Annotated in this window: 16 protein-coding genes; 8 read left to right on the top strand and 8 right to left on the bottom strand. The window is 43.9% G+C overall.

The annotated features are described in order from the left end of the window. Window positions 1-127: 127 nt before the first annotated feature. Window positions 128-1,738: a glutamine-hydrolyzing GMP synthase gene (guaA, locus tag A3K91_RS00075; protein WP_062843463.1), complete on the bottom strand. Its 1,611-nt coding sequence runs from the start codon at window positions 1,736-1,738 to the stop codon at window positions 128-130. Between the two features lie 715 nt (window positions 1,739-2,453). Between guaA and A3K91_RS00070 the strand changes: the two genes are divergently transcribed. Then, window positions 2,454-4,259, top strand: coding sequence for a YadA-like family protein (locus A3K91_RS00070; protein WP_062843462.1), 1,806 nt, complete (start codon window positions 2,454-2,456; stop codon window positions 4,257-4,259). 125 nt (window positions 4,260-4,384) lie between these two features. Next, window positions 4,385-5,446, top strand: a complete 1,062-nt coding sequence (locus tag A3K91_RS00065; protein WP_210727510.1) for a hypothetical protein — start codon at window positions 4,385-4,387, stop codon at window positions 5,444-5,446. A 123-nt stretch (window positions 5,447-5,569) separates the two neighbouring features. Here A3K91_RS00065 and A3K91_RS00060 read toward each other — a convergent pair whose 3' ends face one another. Further along, a complete protein-coding gene (locus A3K91_RS00060; protein WP_062843461.1) occupies window positions 5,570-6,733 on the bottom strand; it encodes a MalY/PatB family protein in 1,164 nt (387 codons plus the stop codon). Window positions 6,734-6,773: 40 nt separating this feature from the next. Between A3K91_RS00060 and A3K91_RS14275 the strand changes: the two genes are divergently transcribed. From A3K91_RS14275 to A3K91_RS00045, 4 genes are all read left to right on the top strand, one after another. After that, a complete protein-coding gene (locus tag A3K91_RS14275) occupies window positions 6,774-6,905 on the top strand; it encodes a hypothetical protein (protein ID WP_257722194.1) in 132 nt (43 codons plus the stop codon). A gap of 145 nt (window positions 6,906-7,050) precedes the next feature. Further along, entirely contained in the window at window positions 7,051-7,548 is a 498-nt protein-coding gene (locus A3K91_RS00055; protein ID WP_062843460.1) for a cupin domain-containing protein, read from the top strand. Between the two features lie 251 nt (window positions 7,549-7,799). Continuing rightward, window positions 7,800-8,984 (top strand): hypothetical protein, encoded by a 1,185-nt coding sequence (locus A3K91_RS00050; protein WP_062843459.1) that lies wholly within the window; start codon window positions 7,800-7,802, stop codon window positions 8,982-8,984. A 101-nt stretch (window positions 8,985-9,085) separates the two neighbouring features. After that, window positions 9,086-9,523, top strand: a complete 438-nt coding sequence (locus A3K91_RS00045) for a hypothetical protein (protein ID WP_062843458.1) — start codon at window positions 9,086-9,088, stop codon at window positions 9,521-9,523. An 87-nt stretch (window positions 9,524-9,610) separates the two neighbouring features. On the opposite strand, the gene A3K91_RS00040 is transcribed toward A3K91_RS00045, so the two are convergent. Beyond that, complete coding sequence (locus tag A3K91_RS00040; protein ID WP_062843457.1) at window positions 9,611-10,270, bottom strand: hypothetical protein; 660 nt, start codon at window positions 10,268-10,270, stop codon at window positions 9,611-9,613. 93 nt (window positions 10,271-10,363) lie between these two features. Continuing rightward, on the bottom strand, window positions 10,364-11,167 hold the full coding sequence (locus A3K91_RS00035) for a crotonase/enoyl-CoA hydratase family protein (protein WP_062843456.1): 804 nt from the start codon (window positions 11,165-11,167) through the stop codon (window positions 10,364-10,366). Window positions 11,168-11,371: 204 nt separating this feature from the next. On the opposite strand from A3K91_RS00035, the gene A3K91_RS00030 reads away from it, so the two are divergent. Continuing rightward, window positions 11,372-12,073 (top strand): LysE family translocator, encoded by a 702-nt coding sequence (locus A3K91_RS00030; RefSeq protein WP_062843455.1) that lies wholly within the window; start codon window positions 11,372-11,374, stop codon window positions 12,071-12,073. Window positions 12,074-12,138: 65 nt separating this feature from the next. Further along, window positions 12,139-13,176: a 23S rRNA (adenine(1618)-N(6))-methyltransferase RlmF gene (gene rlmF / locus A3K91_RS00025; protein WP_062843454.1), complete on the top strand. Its 1,038-nt coding sequence runs from the start codon at window positions 12,139-12,141 to the stop codon at window positions 13,174-13,176. A 173-nt stretch (window positions 13,177-13,349) separates the two neighbouring features. On the opposite strand, the gene gyrB is transcribed toward rlmF, so the two are convergent. The 4 genes from gyrB to dnaA all read right to left on the bottom strand — a co-directional run bounded on the left by gyrB (window position 13,350) and on the right by dnaA (window position 20,665). Beyond that, window positions 13,350-15,977 carry a DNA topoisomerase (ATP-hydrolyzing) subunit B gene (gene gyrB / locus A3K91_RS00020; protein WP_099046686.1) on the bottom strand — a complete coding sequence of 876 codons (2,628 nt, stop codon included), beginning with the start codon at window positions 15,975-15,977 and terminating at the stop codon, window positions 13,350-13,352. 505 nt (window positions 15,978-16,482) lie between these two features. Beyond that, window positions 16,483-17,685: a DNA replication/repair protein RecF gene (gene recF / locus A3K91_RS00015; protein WP_062843453.1), complete on the bottom strand. Its 1,203-nt coding sequence runs from the start codon at window positions 17,683-17,685 to the stop codon at window positions 16,483-16,485. Window positions 17,686-17,870: 185 nt separating this feature from the next. Then, window positions 17,871-19,046 carry a DNA polymerase III subunit beta gene (gene dnaN / locus A3K91_RS00010; RefSeq protein WP_062843452.1) on the bottom strand — a complete coding sequence of 392 codons (1,176 nt, stop codon included), beginning with the start codon at window positions 19,044-19,046 and terminating at the stop codon, window positions 17,871-17,873. Between the two features lie 173 nt (window positions 19,047-19,219). After that, window positions 19,220-20,665, bottom strand: a complete 1,446-nt coding sequence (gene dnaA, locus A3K91_RS00005; protein ID WP_062843451.1) for a chromosomal replication initiator protein DnaA — start codon at window positions 20,663-20,665, stop codon at window positions 19,220-19,222. Between the last annotated feature and the right edge of the window lie 99 nt (window positions 20,666-20,764).

Raw genomic sequence — 20,764 nt, 5'->3', positions numbered from 1 at the left:
CCGCTATCTGTAACTGACGTACACTATTTTTTATTGCCATTAATAGCTTTATCAAACATTCAGATTCAAAAAAGCCCACAATCACGTGGGCTTTTTTTATAACTATTTAACAATGTCTAAGGAAGGATTATTCCCACTCAATCGTCGCTGGTGGCTTGCTTGACACATCGTACGTCACGCGTGATACTTCCGCGATTTCATTCATGATGCGATTTGAGACTGTTTCAATCAGCTCATATGGCAGATGCGCAAAGCGCGCTGTCATAAAGTCCACTGTTTCAACGGCACGTAACGCAATGACCCATGCATAGCGGCGGCCATCACCCACCACACCGACCGATTTGATTGGTTGGAATACAGCAAATGCTTGCGCGGTTTTTTCATACCAGCCTGAACGCTCAAGCTCTTGCATAAAGATCGCATCAGCCAAACGTAGAATATCAGCATATTCTTTTTTGACTTCACCTAAGATACGCACGCCCAAACCTGGACCTGGGAACGGATGACGATAGATCATTTTTTCTGGTAAGCCTAGCGTAATACCCAATTTGCGCACTTCGTCTTTAAAGAGGTCACGTAGCGGCTCGACCAACTCAAATGCTAAGTCATCTGGTAATCCGCCAACATTATGATGGCTCTTGATGACGTGAGCTTTGCCTTGATGTGACTTGGCAGACTCAATCACGTCTGGGTAGATTGTCCCTTGTGCTAAGAACTCAACGACTTTACCATCGCTTTGCTCGCTCACTTCACGTGCGCTGTTGGCAAATACGTCGATAAAGGTTTTACCAATGATTTTACGTTTTTTCTCTGGATCAGACTCGCCTGCCAGCGCATTTAAGAACAAATCTTCGGCATCGACGCGAATCACTTTCACGCCCATGTTTTCGGCAAACACTTGCATGACTTGATCGCCTTCATGCAGACGCAAGAGACCATTATCAACAAACACGCAAGTCAGCTGATCGCCAATGGCTTTATGCAAAATGGCTGCGACGACTGAGCTGTCCACGCCGCCTGATAGACCAAGCAGTACTTGCTTGTCACCGATTTGCTCTTTTAACTGAGCGACGCGCATATCGATGATGTTGTCGGGCGTCCACTCGCCTGCACACTCGCAAATTTGATGCACAAAACGACTGAGTAGTGCTTGACCTTGCAGGGTATGCGTCACTTCAGGGTGGAACTGTAGACCATAATACTGCTTGTCATCATTGGCCATAATCGCAATTGGGCAGCTTGGTGTACTGGCGATGATATCGAAACCTTCTGGCGCTTCGATTACTTTGTCGCCATGACTCATCCATACATTGAGCTTGGCTAACGATGCCTCACTCTTACTGTCCTCAATGCCTTCAGTCAAATGTGAATGACCTGTCACTTCAATAGTCGCTGCGCCAAACTCATGAATATCACTGGCATGAACCTGACCACCGAAGCGATCCGCCATCGCTTGCATGCCATAACAGATACCCAATACTGGCACATTTAACTCAAATACAGCGTCATTGATACGTGGACTATTTTCTGCATGTACGCTCTCAGGACCACCCGATAAGATAACGCCTTTTGCGCCAAATTCGGTGATGCGCTGGGTGTCGATATCATAAGGTAACATCTCACAAAACACGCCAGAATCGCGTACACGGCGAGCGATTAGCTGGCTATATTGTGAGCCAAAATCGAGAATTAAGATGCGATCTTCTTTAATGGTGGGAGTGGCAGCAGCAGTAGTCATAAATCGATATCCATCAATTGATAAATTGGTGCCCTATTTTAACAAGTTTAGGCCGCATCAGGGTTACTTCCTCAGCAAAATTTCGTGTTTCAAACACTTTATTCAGAAAAAACATTTTATAGCGCTGACTATCTTCCATTTGAGCACTTCATGCGGTGGTCTTTTATTGCTAATAGTTTGCTCTTCTACTTTTAATCTAGAGAATAATTTTTGATGATCTTTACGGTCAAGGTCAGGTACAACTGTGTTTGAGAATAATAGTCATTCTCTAATTCTATATTTGCTTGAAACTTTTGCTTACAAAATAGCTTTTCTTATCCCTTAGTTTATGTAGGATTTGTTAACAATAAGCCTCGATTAGTAGTCGAATTTTGTTATATAACCGTGTACAGTAAAGAAGTGATTGCCAATAATATGAGCCATCAATATGCCATTATTCCAAGCAAAAAAATTTTGAATGCGGTAAATGGCTTATGTTTTGACATATCGCAGTAGGTTGGTTCGTTAATCGCAGGACAGCGTTTAGACCAATCTATTATCGTTCCTTTAAGTATGTGACCCGTAAGTGACCTAGTCCCACTACCTGCACTACTAGATGGTCAATTGTTAGATTACTCATATCGGAGCGTCTTGATACCAAGTGCGCAATGATCTCTGTCAACATCCAACCAAACCACCGTAAAGCCATGACGGCTTTCTCAAAAGGATACAAATAATGAAAATGGAATTGTTATCGCCCTCAGCCCTCAAAATCAGCACCCTCACTCTTGCAATCGCTGCCGCTTCTCTTAGTACCACCACCGTCATGGCGGCTGAATGTCAACTCAATGATGGCACTGTTGGAGGCGCAACCAGTAATGGTGTCACAGCACTCGCTTGTGGCAATGCCGCAGTCGCTGGTGGTGCTAACGACACCGTCGCTATCGGTAATGCCGCAAATGCCACTGGCAACTCTACAACTGCGGTCGGCGGCGAAGCCTTCACTGGAACCGTAGCAGCAGGCACTGATTTAAATGCAGGCGCTCTCACCTCTACTGGTGGTACGCCAGGCGCTACCGCCATCGGTTGGCGTGCAACAGCGACCGCAGAGAGAGCTACGGCAGTCGGTCATTTGGCCAGTGCTTCTGGCGTCCGATCTACCGCAGTTGGTGAAGATGCTTTTGCTGGCGGAGCCAACGATACTGTGGCGGTGGGTAATAAGACTCAAGCCAATGGTAATTCGACAACGGTGTTAGGTGGCGAAGCTTTTACTGGAACGGTAGCGGCAGGTACTAACTTAAATGAAGGCAATCTCATCTCTACAGGTGATACAGCGGGTGCTACTGCTATCGGTTGGCGTGCAACGGCTACCGCCGAGCGTGCTCAAGCATTCGGTCATTTAGCCAGTGCTTCTGGTGTTCGCTCTACCGCAGTCGGTGAAGATGCTAATGCCAGTTCAGACAATGCCATCGCTATCGGCAATCAATCAGTAGCCTCAGGTTTGGATGCCGTTGCAATAGGTGGCGACAGAAGTGGCGTGCGTCAAACCACTGCTTCTGGCACCTCATCAACAGCTATTGGCGCTCAAGCGCAAGCGACTCAAGCAGGTACGACGGCAATGGGTTGGCAGTCCACGGCAAGTGCTGAACGCGCTCAAGCTTTTGGGCATCTAGCTTCAGCAACCGGCGTGCGCTCGACCGCAGTCGGTGAAGCTGCTCAAGCACAAGGCGAGGGTTCAGTTGCTTTAGGTAATGAAGCGGTTGCCGCAGGCGCCAATGACACTGTGGCTGTCGGTAACAAAACCCAAGCCAATGGTAATTCGACCACGGTATTGGGCGGTGAAGCCTTCACTGGCACAGTAGCTGCAGGCACTGACTTAAATGCAGGAGGCCTCACTTCTACAGGTGATACTCCAGGTGCTACCGCTATTGGTTGGCGTGCAACAGCGACCGCAGAGAGGGCTCAGGCTTTTGGTCATTTAGCCAGTGCTTCGGGTATTCGCTCTACCGCAATCGGTGAAGATTCCGCTGCACAAGGCGCAGGTTCTGTCTCTCTAGGCAATAAATCTGTTGCAAGCGGTACAAACAGTATTGCTATAGGTAATGGCGCAAATGCCGCAGGTGACAACCAGATCGTGTTGGGTAATGCAGGTCAACTCCAAGCCAGTACAGCCTCACAATCAGGTGGCACCAATATCGTCACCACAGACGCAAACGGCACACTAGGTACCAGTGTCAGCATAGACTCGCTCGCCACATCACAACAGTTCAGCGACTTGCGTAGACAATACAATCGTCAAGAAGATCGCTTAGAAGAAGCAGAAGATGGTATCGCAATGGCGCTGTCTATGGAAACGCCAGTCATTCCTTCAGGTAAAAGATATGCCATGGGATTTGGTACTGGTTACTATAATGGCAGCACTGCTGTGAGCGCGTCATTTGCTGGACGAGCAACTGACAGTGTGACCATTTCAGCTGGCGCTGGTGTTGGTGCGGATACTGGCAAAGTCGGCGCACGTGGCGGCGTCACGTTTGCTTGGTAAATCACTGATAACGGTCTGTTGCATTCACAAAATAAGCTGAGTGCAACAGACAAGCGTTATTTTATTCAACATCCAACCGAATCAACTAAAAGTCTCAAAGCTTTTAAAACACAGGATAAAAAACAATGAAAATGAATTTTTTGCCACGCTCTACACTGAAGATCACTACCCTTGCCCTAGCAGTTGCGGCCGCTTCTCTGAGCACCACGGCTGTCATGGCATCTGAGTGTCAACTTAATGATGCAAATGCGACCACTATTTTAGGTGCGACCAGCAATGTTAAAACGGCTCTTGCTTGTGGCAGTGCGGCAATGGCTGGCGGTACCAACGATACCGTTGCGGTCGGTAGCCAAGCCAAAGCTGGTATGAACTCTGCCACTGCGGTCGGCGGTCAAGCCAACGCAGCGGGTCTAGGCTCAACCTCTATTGGTTGGCAATCAAAAGCCACGGCTGAACGCGCACAAGCATTCGGCCATTTAGCCGATGCCAGTGGCGTACGCGCAACTGCCGTTGGTGAAGCGGCAATGGCTGGCGGTAATAATGATACGGTTGCGGTCGGTAACCAAGCCAAAGCTGGTATGAATTCTGCCACTGCGATTGGTGGTCAAGCCAATGCAGCAGGTCTAGGCTCAACCTCTATTGGTTGGCAATCAAAAGCAACAGGAGAGCGTGCGCAAGCGTTCGGTCATTTAGCCGATGCCAGTGGCGTACGCGCAACTGCCGTTGGTGAAGCGGCAATGGCTGGCGGTAATAATGATACGGTTGCGGTCGGTAACCAAGCCAAAGCTGGTATGAATTCTGCCACTGCAGTTGGCGGTCAAGCCAACTCAGCAGGTCTAGGCTCCACCTCTATCGGTTGGCAATCAAAAGCGACAGGGGAACGCGCGCAAGCGTTTGGTCATTTGGCTGATGCCAGTGGCATGCGTGCCACTGCCGTCGGTGAAGCTGCCATGGCAAAAGGCGAATCTTCTGTAGCGATTGGTAATATGGCAATGGCAGGGGGTTTAAATAGCATCGCTATCGGTAACAGCACAAAAGCGGCTAATCGAAATCAAGTCGTCTTAGGCAATGCTGGTCAAGTCAACGCTAGTACAGCATCGCAGTCGGGTACTGTCAAGATAGTAACCATTGATGAAAACGGCACGTTAGGTACGATGATGGTTGATTATTATAAGTCTGCTCAATAAGCCGATTGTAAAAGTAGAGAGCATCGACTGTAGTCAAAATAATAAAACCCTGCAATGGCAGGGTTTTTTATGGCTTTCATTCATCTAAAATAAAAGTAGTACCCAGCTCTTATGTTGGTATTATCAATGCTTGCTGCTGTTCTCTAACGCTTGATAAATACGATTTAACCCTTCTGTCAGTAGCGCTTTGGGACAAGCCACGTTGATACGCATTTTAAGATGCCCTTCTTGACCGTACTTAATCCCTGCATTCAGCTCAACCTTGGCGTCTCTCAAAGTGTCATAGAGCATTTGATCGTCTTTTGCATAGGCAGAGCAATCCAGCCAAATCAGATAAGACGCTTCTGGACGCATGATTCTAACATCAGGTAGATACTCTTCTAAAAAGCGCACGGTCAAATCAATATTGGCCTCAATATATTCAAGCGCTTGCGTGAGCCATGCGCCACCTTGCTCATACGCGCTACGCATCGCTGTATAAGCAAACAAATTCAGCTCATACTCATCGTTTAAGTGCTGCTGCTGACTGATTTTTTTGATTAGTCCCTCATCTTTAGCAAATATCATCGAGCCTTTGATACCAGCGATATTAAAAGTCTTGGTCATTGAGGTCAGACTCACCACCTTGTGCTCATAGCCTGTTGCGAGCGTTAATAAAGGCGTGAATGTGTGTCCGCTCAAGGTCAAATCTTGATGAATCTCATCGCTGACGATGGCGACATTGTATTTTTTACACAAGGTCAGAATCGCTTCCAGCTCTTCAGCCGTCCATACGCGCCCGCCCGGATTGTGCGGATTGCACAATAAATACAGCTTGACGTCATGCTGGGTGATTTTGGCTTCGATATCCGCCAAATCCAGACGATATTGCCCCTCAACGTCTTTGAGCGCTGAGGTCACAAGCGTGCGACCATTTTGCTCAACCTTACTCATAAATGGCGCATAAATGGGATCATTGATCAGTACCGCGTCCCCTACCTCGGTAAAGACGTGCATCATCAGCGCCAGACTTGGCACCACCCCTGGGGAAAATAAGATGTTGTCTTTGTCCAGCTGCAAGTTATAACGACTGCCATGCCAGTCAATAATCGCATCGTATAGTGCCTCGGTGGGTTTGATATAACCCAATATGCCATGCTGCGTGACTTGTTCAATTGACTGCAAAATAGGCGCTGCGGCTTTAAAGTCCATATCCGCCACCCATAGCGGAATTGTTTCATCGCTATAGTGCCATTTGACCGATCCTGTATCCCGTCTGTCGATGACTTCATCAAAGTTGTATAACACTGGCCTCTCCTCACACAAAAATAATCTCTTAGGGTACAACATGAGCGCCGTCAGAACCAATCGCTTTATGGGTATATCGTCATCTCAAAATAAAATCGATAAATCAATCTTGGTTCGCTACTGGTATAAATTTGACTTGCTTGCTGTGTCTGCGCTGACAGAGGCTGCGTAACATATATCCCAGCAGCTTTGTACCGTTTTTTAAAGGGAATTGACTATATCACCATGCTACTGAGACACCTCTCTTTTACCACGTTTGACACCTAGCACTACTGGCTCATAGTGAGGTACACTCAAAACATCAATCACGGAGACAGATGATGACCCTACCTGACCAAAAGCCGCCTAAGGATACGCACGCTTACGTCCTAACCAAGTCTGATATCGATAACACGCCCGAGACCAAACACGTCCATCAGTTCAATGAGCACGCCATTCGCCATACGGTTTCGCTCAGCGACATCGTCGGTCTCACGAAGTTTGGCTTGCACCTCGTACGCGTGGAAGCAGGCGATGAGACGACGACGCACCACTATCATGAGGAATCCGATGAGTTCATTTATGTGCTGTCAGGTGAGCTGTCGCTGCGCTATGGCGATGAGCATTATCAATTGCGTGCTGGTGACTTTGTGGGCTTCCCTGCACATGGCGCGGCGCACTCGATGCGTAATAACAGCAATGCCGATGCCACTTACTTGATGGGCGGTAGTAGGCCTCCGATTGACATTACCTTGTATCCAGAAATTGACCGCAAAATGTACAACATTCATGGCAAAAAAGAGTATGTGGATTTTGAGGACTTGGGTAAGGTTTGAACTGTGTAGTAGAAAGTAGCCAATCCTGCCATCCGCTGTTATCTGCTTATCTAGGCGTGGCGAGGCTGAAACTCGCCTTAAAGCCCCTGATATATTAATTATTAAATTTACGAACTGTAGCGCTTATAATAAGAGCACACAAAAATAGTTGATAAAATATAAGCCATCATTTGAAAATTTAGTGATTTACATTTCATAAACTATATTATCGCTAACATACACTAATTAGAATATTATGGAGTAGTAATGGAATGTCAAAATTTAATATACCTGATGATCTTGAGTTAATGAGACAGAGAGCATTGTTAGTGTTAGGTGATGTTAAGCCTGCAACTAAAGAAACGAAAGCAGATAGAAATTTTTTATTCGAGGCTAAACGCACAGAAGCAGGAAGAGCGCTACCACCATATTATCTTGTCTATTTTCTCTTACATGATTTACTGAATTTTAGAAACTTAGGCAAATTTGAAAAGATCTCATGGTCAATTCCTATAGACTTTAAGGGCAAAGCCTTTCTAATCGAACACCGTAAATTAGGTGTTGGTGTGTTTGCAAGTAATTTAGAAACGGATGAGATAGATGCTCAAAAAATAGTAAGGAGTATTCAAAAAGGAATTAAAGTAGCTAAACCTTATTTTGAATGGCTAGCGTCTCAAGCTGTAGAGGATTCTAAACTAAGTGTTAGAAATAATAGTTCAGAACTATTTGCAAGATACAAATATTTAATAAGCTTATATAAAACCCAGCAACTAGAAGCTACCAAAAGAAAAGATGAGATTAACAAGCAAACTCAAAAAACATCTTATGGTGAAGCAACTATAATCCAATTCCCAACCGCAGAGTTTCGTCAAAATGCAAATTGGTTAGCCACTTCAGCAATTGAGGCATTTTTTAGTTGGACCGAACATCTATTTGTACATTTAAGTATTATTACGAAAAGTATAGGTAATGGAAAACAGGTAGCTAACCTAGTTGGAGCTGAATGGCAGGTAAAATACAAAAATGCAATAAATATTGATATTCCTCAAAATAAGATTTTTTTTGATGAGCTAATATTTATTAGACGACAACTTAGAAATTTTATTGCTCATGGGGCATTTGGTAAAAATGGCGAGACATTCATGTTTCATTCAAACATTGGTGCTATTCCTGTAATTATGCCTAATCAAGTAGGAAAAAATAAATTCTCACTGTTTGTTGATCTTTCATTTGATGAAGATGAAGTCATTTTATTGCTCGAAAATTTTATCAGTCACTTATGGCTATCTGAGCTTAAATCTGCCATGCATTATGTTATGGATAGTAGTTTACCTACGATTCTTACTCTAGCAAGTGACGGGGCATATGCTAGAGCAATGACTTCAACCGAAGACATGGAAAGCTTTATTAAACATCTATGTTATCAATTCGACCAATCAGCTAATATGGACTGGTAAATGTATGTATAAAAAATTCTTTGAGAATTAAAAACGATATTATTATTCAATCTTATTACAGACTATATTACTAGTATAATTAATTAGAAGAGTCTATATTTATGGCGATTTATGGTGCAGGTTCAAAATGGAATAACCAAGAAGTGAAAGGTGTTTTTTTTGAAGAAGGTAAGTTTATAATTGGCTGGAATGAAAATAATTCTAAGGATTTGTATGAGGCTGTTTCTCACCTCAAAGTAGGTGATATTATCTATCTTAAAGGTGTAAGCCCTAGATACATTCGAAATATAAAAGTTAAAGGCATAGGAATAGTAACAAAGAGCTTTATACAATGTTTGCAGTCTGGTGAATATGACAGTACTGATATATCAAACTGGAATAGCTTGTTTATCAGAGTCAATTGGTTACATCAGACAAGCTTCGAAATCAATATTCCTGAAGATGAAGGGAAATTAACAAATGTACGGCCAGCTACGTTTTATGAAGAGTACCTCCCATATGTTCAGAAGGAAATTATAGACATAATTGTAAATGGTTGAGCATAAAATTAAGCCTAATCAACTTATCGATATAATGGTTCAATTTTCGACAAATGAAAAGGTTGAGTTTAGTGTCTAAACCCTATCCTACTCCACACCTTTTACGTTCATCTGATCGACAATCGCTTCTAGCTCATAATAATTGGATAAGACTTGTACCTTATTCACTTTCCTTAATTTGACGGCTAACTCAATACTATCAAAGTGATTGTCATCAAACACGGCGTTATATATCTGCTGCAACATTCTCTTTTGGATAGCGAGGAACTCATCCCGATAAGGCATGGCTTTTAGCTTATGAATCGAAAAGAACAGCAACGCCAAAGGCACTAGCATCACATATTTATCCACTCCATTCTGCAATGGCAGTAACGGTATGCAAACCATCAGCACGGCAGGTATCACCCAAAGGGTAAAGCGCCATTTTTTTTCATAAAAACCGATTTTTTCTCTGACAGCAATATAATTTTTCAGCTCTACAAAGTGCTTCTTTGTAGCGATATTGATATAAAAATAATCTTCTCGTAAGCCATGTTTCAAGACTTGCCGTAAGCCAACATATTCTGGCCTATCAATGTTGAAGCGACCTTCCATAAAATCAAAAGGTAGCCAGCGCTGTAATTTTTTGCGCAAAATATCTGACAGGCCACCTTCTTTGTTAATGGATTTTAGGAACATGACCACTGACAAGCTGAGCATAAAAGTCAAAAACAGCAAAAATAATAGTAGATAAAAATGATCAGTCATAAGTGGTCGTTAGCCTTTGTGGCCCTTTTAGCATAGTAATAAAATCGTGCAATCTTAAAATATTAGCTTCATATATCACAAGCGATGGTTGCGCTACTTACCTTTAAACTCAGGTTCCCTTCTCTCAACCATCGCCATCGCACCCTCACGCGCGTCTTCTGAATAAAACAGATCTGGCAGATAGCTATGGATATTGGCCAATGCCGCGCCGATGCCGCTACGACTCACATCTTGTGCTGACGACAGTAGACTTTGCACACCAAGTGGGGCCGCTTGGCAGATCTCTTTGGCAATCGTGAGTGCGCGCTCGTATTCAGTGCCATTTTCGACCACTTCACTGATCAGATTGAGTCGATCCGCCGTTTGCGCGTTAAACGGCTTACCAGTAAGCAGATACGGCATGGCTTTTTGCCAGCCAGCGGCTTGTACAAACCTGACCGTCGCCCCACCAAACGGCATGATACCGCGCAGCACTTCCATTTGGGCAAAGTTGCAGTTGTCACTTGCGATGACCACATCACTATTAAGCATCAGCTCGATACCAGCGGTAAAGCAAGTGCCTTGTACCGCAACGACCACAGGTTTGCTGCGTAATTGACCACTGATGCCCCACGGATCGATTTGATCGTGATCAAACTCAAACGCGCCTTTGTCCCACTTATCTTGTAGCTCCATCAAATCCAGACCGGCGGTGAAGTGCTCGCCATGTGCGAAGATAAGCGCGCAGCGTAGGTCATTGTCATGCTCGTAATGGGTGAGTGCGTCGGATAATTGCTGAATCATATGGCTGTCAAACGCGTTGCGCTTACTGGCACGATTAAGACCAATTAGGCAGATGTGACCCTGCGTCTCGTAGGTGATGCGGTTGTCGGTATGGGTATTGCTGTCCGTCGTCATGACTGTATCCTTGTCAAAATTCACGTAATGGGTGAGGCAGTGATTCGCACTGTATTTTTAATATAGCACCCTTGCTTTAGAACACAAGCAGCAACGCGTGGATTTATGACGGTCGTGGTTCATAAAGATGCACGTGAATAGCGGTTGATATCCTTTGCGATAAGTGCAACTATTAGCCAATTAAGACGTCATTTAGAGCACTTTATGGAATTTTGGCACGGTTTTTTGCTTATCACCAGCGTTCACTTGCTCGCAGCTGCCTCGCCTGGCCCTGATTTCGTTTTGGTCTCGCAGCAAACCCTAGCAAAGGGTCGGCGCACTGGCTTGATATGTAGTCTTGGCATCACGTTTGGTTTGGGCATACATGTCATTTATTCGGTGCTAGGACTGGCAACGATCATTGCCCATTCGCAGCCACTATTGACCGCTATCAAATGGCTAGGCGGTGGCTATCTGATTTATCTCGGTTGGCAAGGTATTAGGGCCAAACCCAAAAAACCATTTAATTTAGTCCATTCGGCAGATGCAGACTCGAGCGTTTCACAGCTAGTACTGTCTCAACAGAATGTCGCGACCAAAAAGTCGTTTAACAGAGCAGAAAATACAGAAATCCCCTTTGCTATTTTACGTCGTGGCTTTTTTTGTAATGTGTTTAATCCAAAAGCGCCCGTGTATTTTGTTGCCATATTTACGCTGGTGTTATCGCCCGATATTCCGCTGTGGCAGTTGGCTATCTATGGCGTGTGGATGATGGTGTTGCAGATGGCGTGGTTCAGCGCAGTCGTCATGTTGCTCTCTATTCCTGCCATTCACCAAAGATTTCAGCGCTTCGAGCATTGGATAGACCGCGTCTTGGGATCAGCGATGATTGTATTGGGATTAAATCTTATTTTACGTAGCCGATAAGCCATCAGTTTTTTGTGAAATCTGCTAAACTGGTTGATTATATTCAGATATCAAAGCCCGATACTATGACCAGTAAGCCTATGAACCGTCGTCCGACCGCCAATAATCGCAGAAATAGATCGCCCGAGACTGCCAAAAAACTCGGTCAGCTGCATCCGCGCAACCCGCATCAGGGTCGCTATGACTTTGAGGTATTGACCCGCGCTTTGCCTGAGCTTGCCGATCACACCATCACCAATCCAAAGGGTGAGCCGACGATTAATTTCTCTGACCACCAAGCCGTTCGTATCCTTAACAAGGCACTGTTGGCGCACTATTATGGTGTTAAGTTCTGGGACATTCCTGAAGGCTACTTGTGTCCGCCCATCCCAGGACGCGCGGATTATATTCATTACATTGCTGATCTATTAGCGCAAACCACGCACATCAATGACGATAATACGCCGCCTACTGGTAAAGAGATCCATGCGCTCGATATTGGTACTGGTGCCAGTGCCATTTATCCTATTATCGGTAGTCAAAGTTACGGCTGGCGCTTTACTGCCAGTGACATCGACCCTGTTTCAGTCAATACGGCAGCACTTATTTGTGAGGCCAACCCAAAGCTAAAAAGTGCGGTAAAAGTAAAACTACAACCTGAACCTAATGTTATCTTCAAAAACATCATTGGTCGTCAAGATTACTTTGATGTGGTCGTATGTAACCCGCCTTTTCATGCCTCACTTGAAGAAGCGATGGAAGCCAATAGCCGCAAGCAGCATAATCTACAACGACATCGCGGCAAAAATGAAAATGAGCAAATAAGCCGTCATTCAACCAAATCAGGCAATGCGGCGCAAAACCTCAATTTTGGTGGTCAGCATAAAGAGCTTTGGAGCGAAGGCGGCGAGATTACTTTTTTGACAAAAATGGCAAAAGAGAGTCAAAGCTTTGCAGAGCACGTTGGCTGGTTTACCACTTTGGTCTCAAAATCTGAAAACGTGAAACCGTTACAGTTATTACTCAAACAATTGGATGTGGCTCAAATGCGCATTATTGAGATGAGTCAAGGTCAAAAAAACACGCGCGTTTTAGCATGGCGTTTCAATACTGACGAAGCGTAACTACTAAAAATACTCTTCGCCTAAGTTTCACGTGAAACAAAAAGTTGTAATTTATAAGTTATAAGTTATAAGTTATAAGTTATAAGTTATAAGCAAAGTTTCACGTGAAACAAAAAAATACCGCTTTCATGAAGAAAGCGGTATTTTTTATTTTAAATGCCAGTAAGCGATGCTTAGATGTCTAGATTAGACACCGTCAATGCATTCTCTTCGATGAAGATACGGCGCGGCTCAACATGATCACCCATTAAGCAAGTGAACATATGGTCAGCAGCGATAGCGTCTTCGATAGTGACACGCAGCATACGACGGTTTTCAGGATCCATTGTCGTATCCCACAGCTGATCAGCATTCATTTCCCCTAGCCCTTTGTAGCGCTGGATGGCTAAACCACGACGAGCATCGAGCATCATCTGCTGCCAGAGATAATCAAAATCACGGATGGGGATATCTTTGGTCGTGCCCGCATTGGCTTCACGGCGAATAAAGGCATCGTCTTCTAATAAGGTGTTCCACTCCGCAGACAAACGCAGTAGCTTACTGTACTCGCCTGAATTGATAAAACTAGAGTCGAGCAGATAATGATGCGCCAACTGGTGCACATAGACGGTGACACGTGGTAGCCACTGCGCTTTTGTAGATAGCGCTTCGTTACCAGTATCCGTGTCTGAATCGGCTTTCTCTAGACTGGCCACGCCTGATGTCATACCCAGCAAATCTGCAGCAGCGGCATCCATGTTCTCAGGCTGAGGCGCATGGATATTAACCAATTCAATCTCAGGGCTTAGATCACTACCAAACGCATCAAGTTGAGTCTGCATGGCGTCTTTCCAAGCCTGCATGGCAGACTTGTCATAAGTCATGTCTGTACTAAGCTTCGGTGTATGCGTTAAGGCATCCAAAATCACCGCTGGGAAACGAATCTGCAAGCGCGCTTTAATCAGCTGCGTTTGGTTATAGTCATTTAAAAGTGTTTCGAGCGCCTGACCAGTAATCGCAGGGGCATCAGCACTGATATGTAGCTTAGTATTGTCAATAGTCGATGACAACAAGTAGGCTTTAAGCGCTTCATCGTCTTTTAGGTACAGCTCTTGACGACCTTTTTTCACTTTATAAAGCGGTGGCTGTGCAATATAAACATAACCACGCTCGATCAGCTCAGGCGTTTGACGGAAGAAGAAGGTCAATAGCAAGGTACGAATGTGTGAACCATCCACATCGGCATCGGTCATGATGATGATTTTATGGTAGCGGACTTTATCAGGGTTGTATTCATCAGGGCCAATACCGCACCCAAGCGCAGTAATCAAGTTACCCACTTCAGCAGACGATAACATCTTATCAAAACGGGCACGCTCTACGTTTAGGATTTTGCCTTTTAGGGGTAAGATAGCCTGAGTTTTACGGCTACGGCCTTGTTTGGCTGACCCACCTGCTGAGTCACCCTCCACAATGTATAGCTCTGACAATGCCGGATCTTTTTCTTGGCAATCCGCCAATTTACCTGGCAGCCCTGCAATATCTAATGTGGTCTTGCGGCGCGTCATCTCACGCGCTTTGCGAGCTGCATCACGAGCGCGAGCCGCATCAAGAATCTTATTAGCAATCGCTTTACCCGCACTTGGGTTTTCTAACAAGTAGTCATTGAACTTATCGCTCATCGCCGATTCAACCGCCGATTTTACTTCGCTCGACACCAGCTTGTCTTTGGTCTGACTTGAAAATTTTGGATCAGGGACTTTGACAGACACGATGGCGGTCAATCCTTCACGCGCATCATCGCCAGTCGCGACGACCTTCTCTTTTTTGAACAAGTTTTCACGATCTATATAGCTGTTTAGACCGCGTGTTAGTGCAGATCTGAAACCTGATAGATGCGTACCACCATCGCGCTGTGGAATGTTGTTTGTGAAACACAACACTTTTTCGTTATAAGTGTCTGTCCACTGCAGCGCGACTTCGACACTGATGCCATCATCTTGTTCACTGTTGAAATGAAACACTTCATTGACGCCATCTTTGCCAGCATTGATATAGCTGACAAACTCTAATAGACCGCCTTTATGCTCGAACTCGTGACGCTTATCGATGCGCTCGTCGGTCAAAACAATACGCACGCCTGAGTTTAGGAACGACAGCTCACGCAAACGCTTGGCCAAAATATCGTACTCGAAGATAGTACCCGTAAAGACGTCAGCACTTGGGTAAAAACGAATCTGCGTACCCGTTTTGTCCGTGGCTTCCATCTGCTGGATATCTGCGTCTGGCACACCATCAGTGTAAGTTTGATGATAATGATAGCCTTCACGCCAGATGTTCATCTCAAGCTTTTTCGACAAGGCATTAACAACCGATACCCCAACGCCGTGTAGGCCACCTGATACTTTATAGCTGTTATCATCGAACTTACCACCAGCATGAAGAACTGTCATGATGACCTGTGCTGCTGACACGCCTTCTTCTGGATGGACATCGACGGGCACGCCGCGACCATTGTCCATCACACTAACCGATTCGTCTTCATGGATAATGATGTCAATTTGATCGCAATGACCAGCAAGCGCCTCATCGATAGAGTTGTCCACTACCTCAAAGACCATATGGTGGAGACCAGTACCATCATCTGTATCACCGATATACATACCAGGGCGCACGCGTACTGCTTCTAAGCCACGCAATACACGAATATCTTTGGAGCTATAATCAGAGGGTAATCCTTCAGAAACCGCAGCTGGTGCAGTCGTTTCGACAACGCTGTCTGATGTCAGTTGCTGGTGCTCTGTAGGTAATGAATCACTCATGTGCATTCCTTAATCTAGCCATAATCAGCCGTCTGTCATTAACGCACCACTACGGCGACGCCTCATAACGTTATTTTAGACTTAACTTTTATAGTCAAAAACTTTGATAGGGGTTATTTTTTGAAGGCTATTAGCCAAAACTCTAGAAGATATTTGATGAGCTTAAAAAGCTTAAGTTGATCTCTCATTTATCCAATGTTAGTGGTTTTGTCTTAAAATAAAACAATGCCAAAACAGAAGAAATAAAAACTATATTTATCAATCACTTAAAATTTCTAGCCAACAAAAAACATCTAGATAACGCTATCAAACAACTTGCTGAAAACAGGACAAAAATAAAGCCGTATTTTAGCATTTTTTTGCTTCTAAGTCACTGTTTACTGGCAGTTTTATGGCTATTAAACCTGTCTTTAAGAAAGGTAAATATTATTAGAAGAAATGGTATGAATATAGGCTGTCTTGGGACAGGTATGAAGTATAAGATAGATAAGAAAAAGGAGGCACATCAAGATAAAAATACTTGACCTTGTTTCACGTGAAACACGTTCGGAGTTGACCATAACGACTGTACCAATGGCACAATATCATCGGTCAAACTGGTCATGAATACTTGGCATGGTAGCTTCGATAATGTCGATAATAAAATATGTATTGCTCTATCATCTAACTCGGCAGTGATGTCATCTAATAACACCACTGGTGTTATTTGAGAGGTGGCGTAGCCAGTAGATAAATCTGAGTCTGCGTTATTTAACAGTAGTGGCAGTTGTGACAAACGCAGCGCGGTGATCAAAAGCTTTTTTTCACCACGAGACAGCACGTTTGCTGCTTGTTCTTTTAAGACTGGCAACGCTTTATTCACATCAGTATCTATCTTCTCATTGATTAGAGCATCATTGAGCTTCGTTGAACCATGAGAGCGCCAATGCACATGAATATCCGCTCGGTGATTACCAATACGAGTATACCCCAGCTGTAAGTCCTGCTCTAATCGCTCATCGAGTTGCACATCAAGGGCGATACTGGTGTCATAGCCCGCACTATAGCTTAAGCTTAATTGTTCAGCATAGCTTGGCAGTAATTGAGTAATGCTTTTGGCAAAGTAAGGCTGCCATTCTTCGAATATGCGTTCGCGATAATGGTGAATCAATGCAGCATGGTTACTCAACCCCTTGTCCCAAGACCTTAGCTCAGCAAGCTGTACTTGTGTTAAATGACGTGTTTTTTTTAGCAAACTATTGCGCTGTTTTAATAGACGTTGATAAGCTACCCACTGTGGATGAAAGCCTTGTTTCATGTGAAACACTAACCAATCTAGCAGTTGCCGACGGCTGGCACTACCCTGCTCTAGCATATCCATGGTTGAAGGATCGATTAATAAGGTTGGGAGTTGCTCGGTTAAGATGCTTTGGTTATAGACGGTGGTTTGGTTCAACCGCAAAATCGTCGTCGCATCAGCTTGCTTTTGAATAGCCAAAGTACTGCCGTCATTGATCTTGGCATGGACAGTTGCAGTGTTTTGATGATGCTGGATATAGCGTTTTGGTTGATGATGACGAAAACTTTTGCCTCTTGATAACAAGAATATGGCTTCGAGCAACGATGTTTTTCCACTACCATTAACACCAATAATGACATTGCACGCCGCTGATGGCAGGTTGACTTGGGTCAGGTTACGAAGGTGTGAGATTTGTAGACGTTCAATCATAATACCGACAGCCGCCTATAGACATGGTTTAAATTTATATACAAAAGTTTGTCTTTAAGAACATTTACAAGGTTTTGGAAGTTAAGATTTTTCATAGAGTTATGGAAATCACGGTATTTACATATAGTACTTGCAGACTGCTCTATGGCTCAACTCCCAGTAATCCAAATATTATTTATTGAGCACTATATACGCATCGGCATGATGACATACTGATGAAATTCATCGTTCAACTGGTTGATCAATACAGAGGCGTTCGATTGGCTCATATGCATTTGTATATCACCTTGGACCACGCCGAGAACGTCTTGTAAGTATGCTGCATTAAAAGACAACTCCATTGGTTCGCCTTGATATTTTGCTTGTATCATTTCGACCGCTTCGTCTTGCTCAGCGTTGTTGGCTCTTACTTCAACCATACCGTCGCTGGCAAAGTTAAATACCACGCCGCGAGATTTTTCATTACTCAAAATGGCCACACGGCGCAGTACGTCTGTCATTTTTTCTTGATTGAATAAAGCAAGCTTGTCAGTATTGCTCGGCATCACACGGCGATAATCAGGGAATTTGCCATCGATCAAACGAGCCGTAAAAGTCACCATTAAGTTTTGGGTGATTTGCCCTGCACTATCAACGTCACCAAATGGCAAACTGACTTGCAAGAATTCACGACCAAAACTGAGCGTGACTTGATTGTCTTGCTCACCCAGCATTTTGCCAAGCTCAGAAGCCAATCGCTCAAGCTCAATCACAGCTTTACGTGGCAAGATAGATTGCATATTAAGATCAGCACTCACATCAATCACACTACGCGCCAAAGCCAATCGATGTCCATCAGTGGCTACTGTCGTCAACTGCTGCTGTGATACGTCAAACAACATACCCGTCAGATAGTAACGTACATCTTGAATCGCCATCGCAAACTGTGTTTTATGAATCAAGTCTATCAGACGATTGCGGCTGATATTCAATGGCGTGATGTTTTCAGGATTGCCCAGACTTGGATAATCTTCGCTAGGTAATGTACCCAAGGTAAAACGACTTTTGCCACTGGTCAGCAGGCAACGCTCATTGGCTTGAGTGGCAAGATTGATTTGGGCTTGAGCAGGTAATGATTTACAGATGTCTTTTAGTTTCGTTGCAGGCAATGTGGTTGTACCTGCTTCTACACAGGCACCCGCAGGCAATTTCAATGTCGACGTCAGCTCCACTTCTAGATCAGAGGCAGTCAAAACAAGCGCTGACTCAGACAGCTGTAGCTTAATATTTCCCAAAATAACCATGTTGTGGCGTTTATCAGCCGCTTTGGCAATTAAATTAATGGCTTTTAGTAACGACTCTCGATTAATCGATAATTGCATGCTTAATTACTCTTATTGGTTACTCTTATTTGAATGGTTTCTTTGTATAAATATAAAATAGTGACTCAATAATACCTTGTCTACCAAGGATAATCCATCAGGTATCTGTGTGCTTATATGTCCGATATTATAAATCATCTGTCTTCACGAAAATACAGCGATACCCTTATCTATTAACCTGCTTGCAACATAAGCGCCAGCGTCTTGTAGTCCTTATCAAATGCAGGATCCGCCAGTCTCAGCTCATTCACTTTGTCACAGGCATGCATCACCGTTGTGTGGTCGCGGCCACCGAACGACTGACCAATTTCAGGAAAACTATCTCCAGTTAGTTCTCTTGATAACGCCATGGCTATTTGACGTGGTCTTGCAATACTGCGCGTACGTTTGCGACCCATGATGTCTTTTACCGTCACATCATAATACTCAGCGACTACCTTACGGATGTTGTCCATGTTCACCGCTTGAACACGCATAGCCACAATATCTTTTAGCGCATATTGCACCATTTCCAGCGTAATCTGAGCACCAGTCAGATTGGCATTGGCAAAAACCTGATTGAGAGCACCTTCTAAGCGTCTGACATTAGAGACGACATTTTGGGCAATGAATAGGGCACATTCTTTAGGTAAGGTCATGCCATACGAAGATGCTTTTTTCTGCAAAATTTGAACTCGAGTGTCAATCTCCGGTGGATCGACGGCAACCGTTAATCCCCAAGAAAAACGTGACCTAAAACGTTCGTCAAATTCTGTCATTTGTGACGGATGACGATCAGACGCTAAAATTAGCTGTTTATCACCACTGGTAAAATCAGCAAACAAGGTCAAAAACTCATTACTACTTTTGGTTTTTCCTGCTAATACGTGAATATCATCTACAATCAATAAATCTACTTTTTTAATTTTCTTTTTAAAATCTTCTATTTTATTATTTCTTAAAGAATAAACTAATTGATTAATAAATTTTTCAGAAGTGAAATAATAAAAACTTTGATTATTTTTTAAATAGCGATGTGCTACAGAATGCATTAAATGCGTTTTTCCCAAACCAGAAGGTCCGTATATAAATAAAGGATTATGCCGATTTTTTGATTGGCGCTTACTAAGCTCATAGCACGCCTTGTAGGCTAGATTATTAGACTTACCAGTGACAAATGTCTCAAAAGTAAAATCTGGATTTAGATAGCTCAGCGATTTTGCATCGGCAGAGTCAGAGAACTCTGCATGACGCATGTTGGCATCGATATCGGCTTTGGCATTGTTGTGATGAATGGTTTCAAATTTGTCATCTGCGAGGGTAGGGGAGGGGTTATCTTCAGCAAACAAAGACCCTGACTGCGATTGACTACTGTCTTCTCTATCACGGTCGGCGTTATCAACACGTACAACGACTTCCTCGATACTTCCTTGACTGTGCTTAGCAACCAGCTGCTGAATATCTTGTAAATGGTTTTTTTTGATGTAAGTGACAAAATAATCATTAGGAGCAAGTATGATCAACGTTTGCGCTTCTTGATGTGCTGATAATGGTCTCAACCACATCGTGAATACATTGTCTTTCACGTTATACCGTAAGTCGTTTAGACATTTGTCCCAGATATTTGCTGTGTCTATCATGAAAAGTATTAACCCTATAATTTAAATAATAGATGCATTTTAACGGTCTAAGCTATCACTTAACCCCGAACGCTACCCATAAGTAATCACTCAAAAAGT

The sequence above is a fragment of the Psychrobacter alimentarius genome (genome assembly GCF_001606025.1).
Classification (GTDB): Bacteria; Pseudomonadota; Gammaproteobacteria; order Pseudomonadales; family Moraxellaceae; genus Psychrobacter; species Psychrobacter alimentarius.
This window is presented reverse-complemented; position numbering and strand designations above follow the sequence as displayed.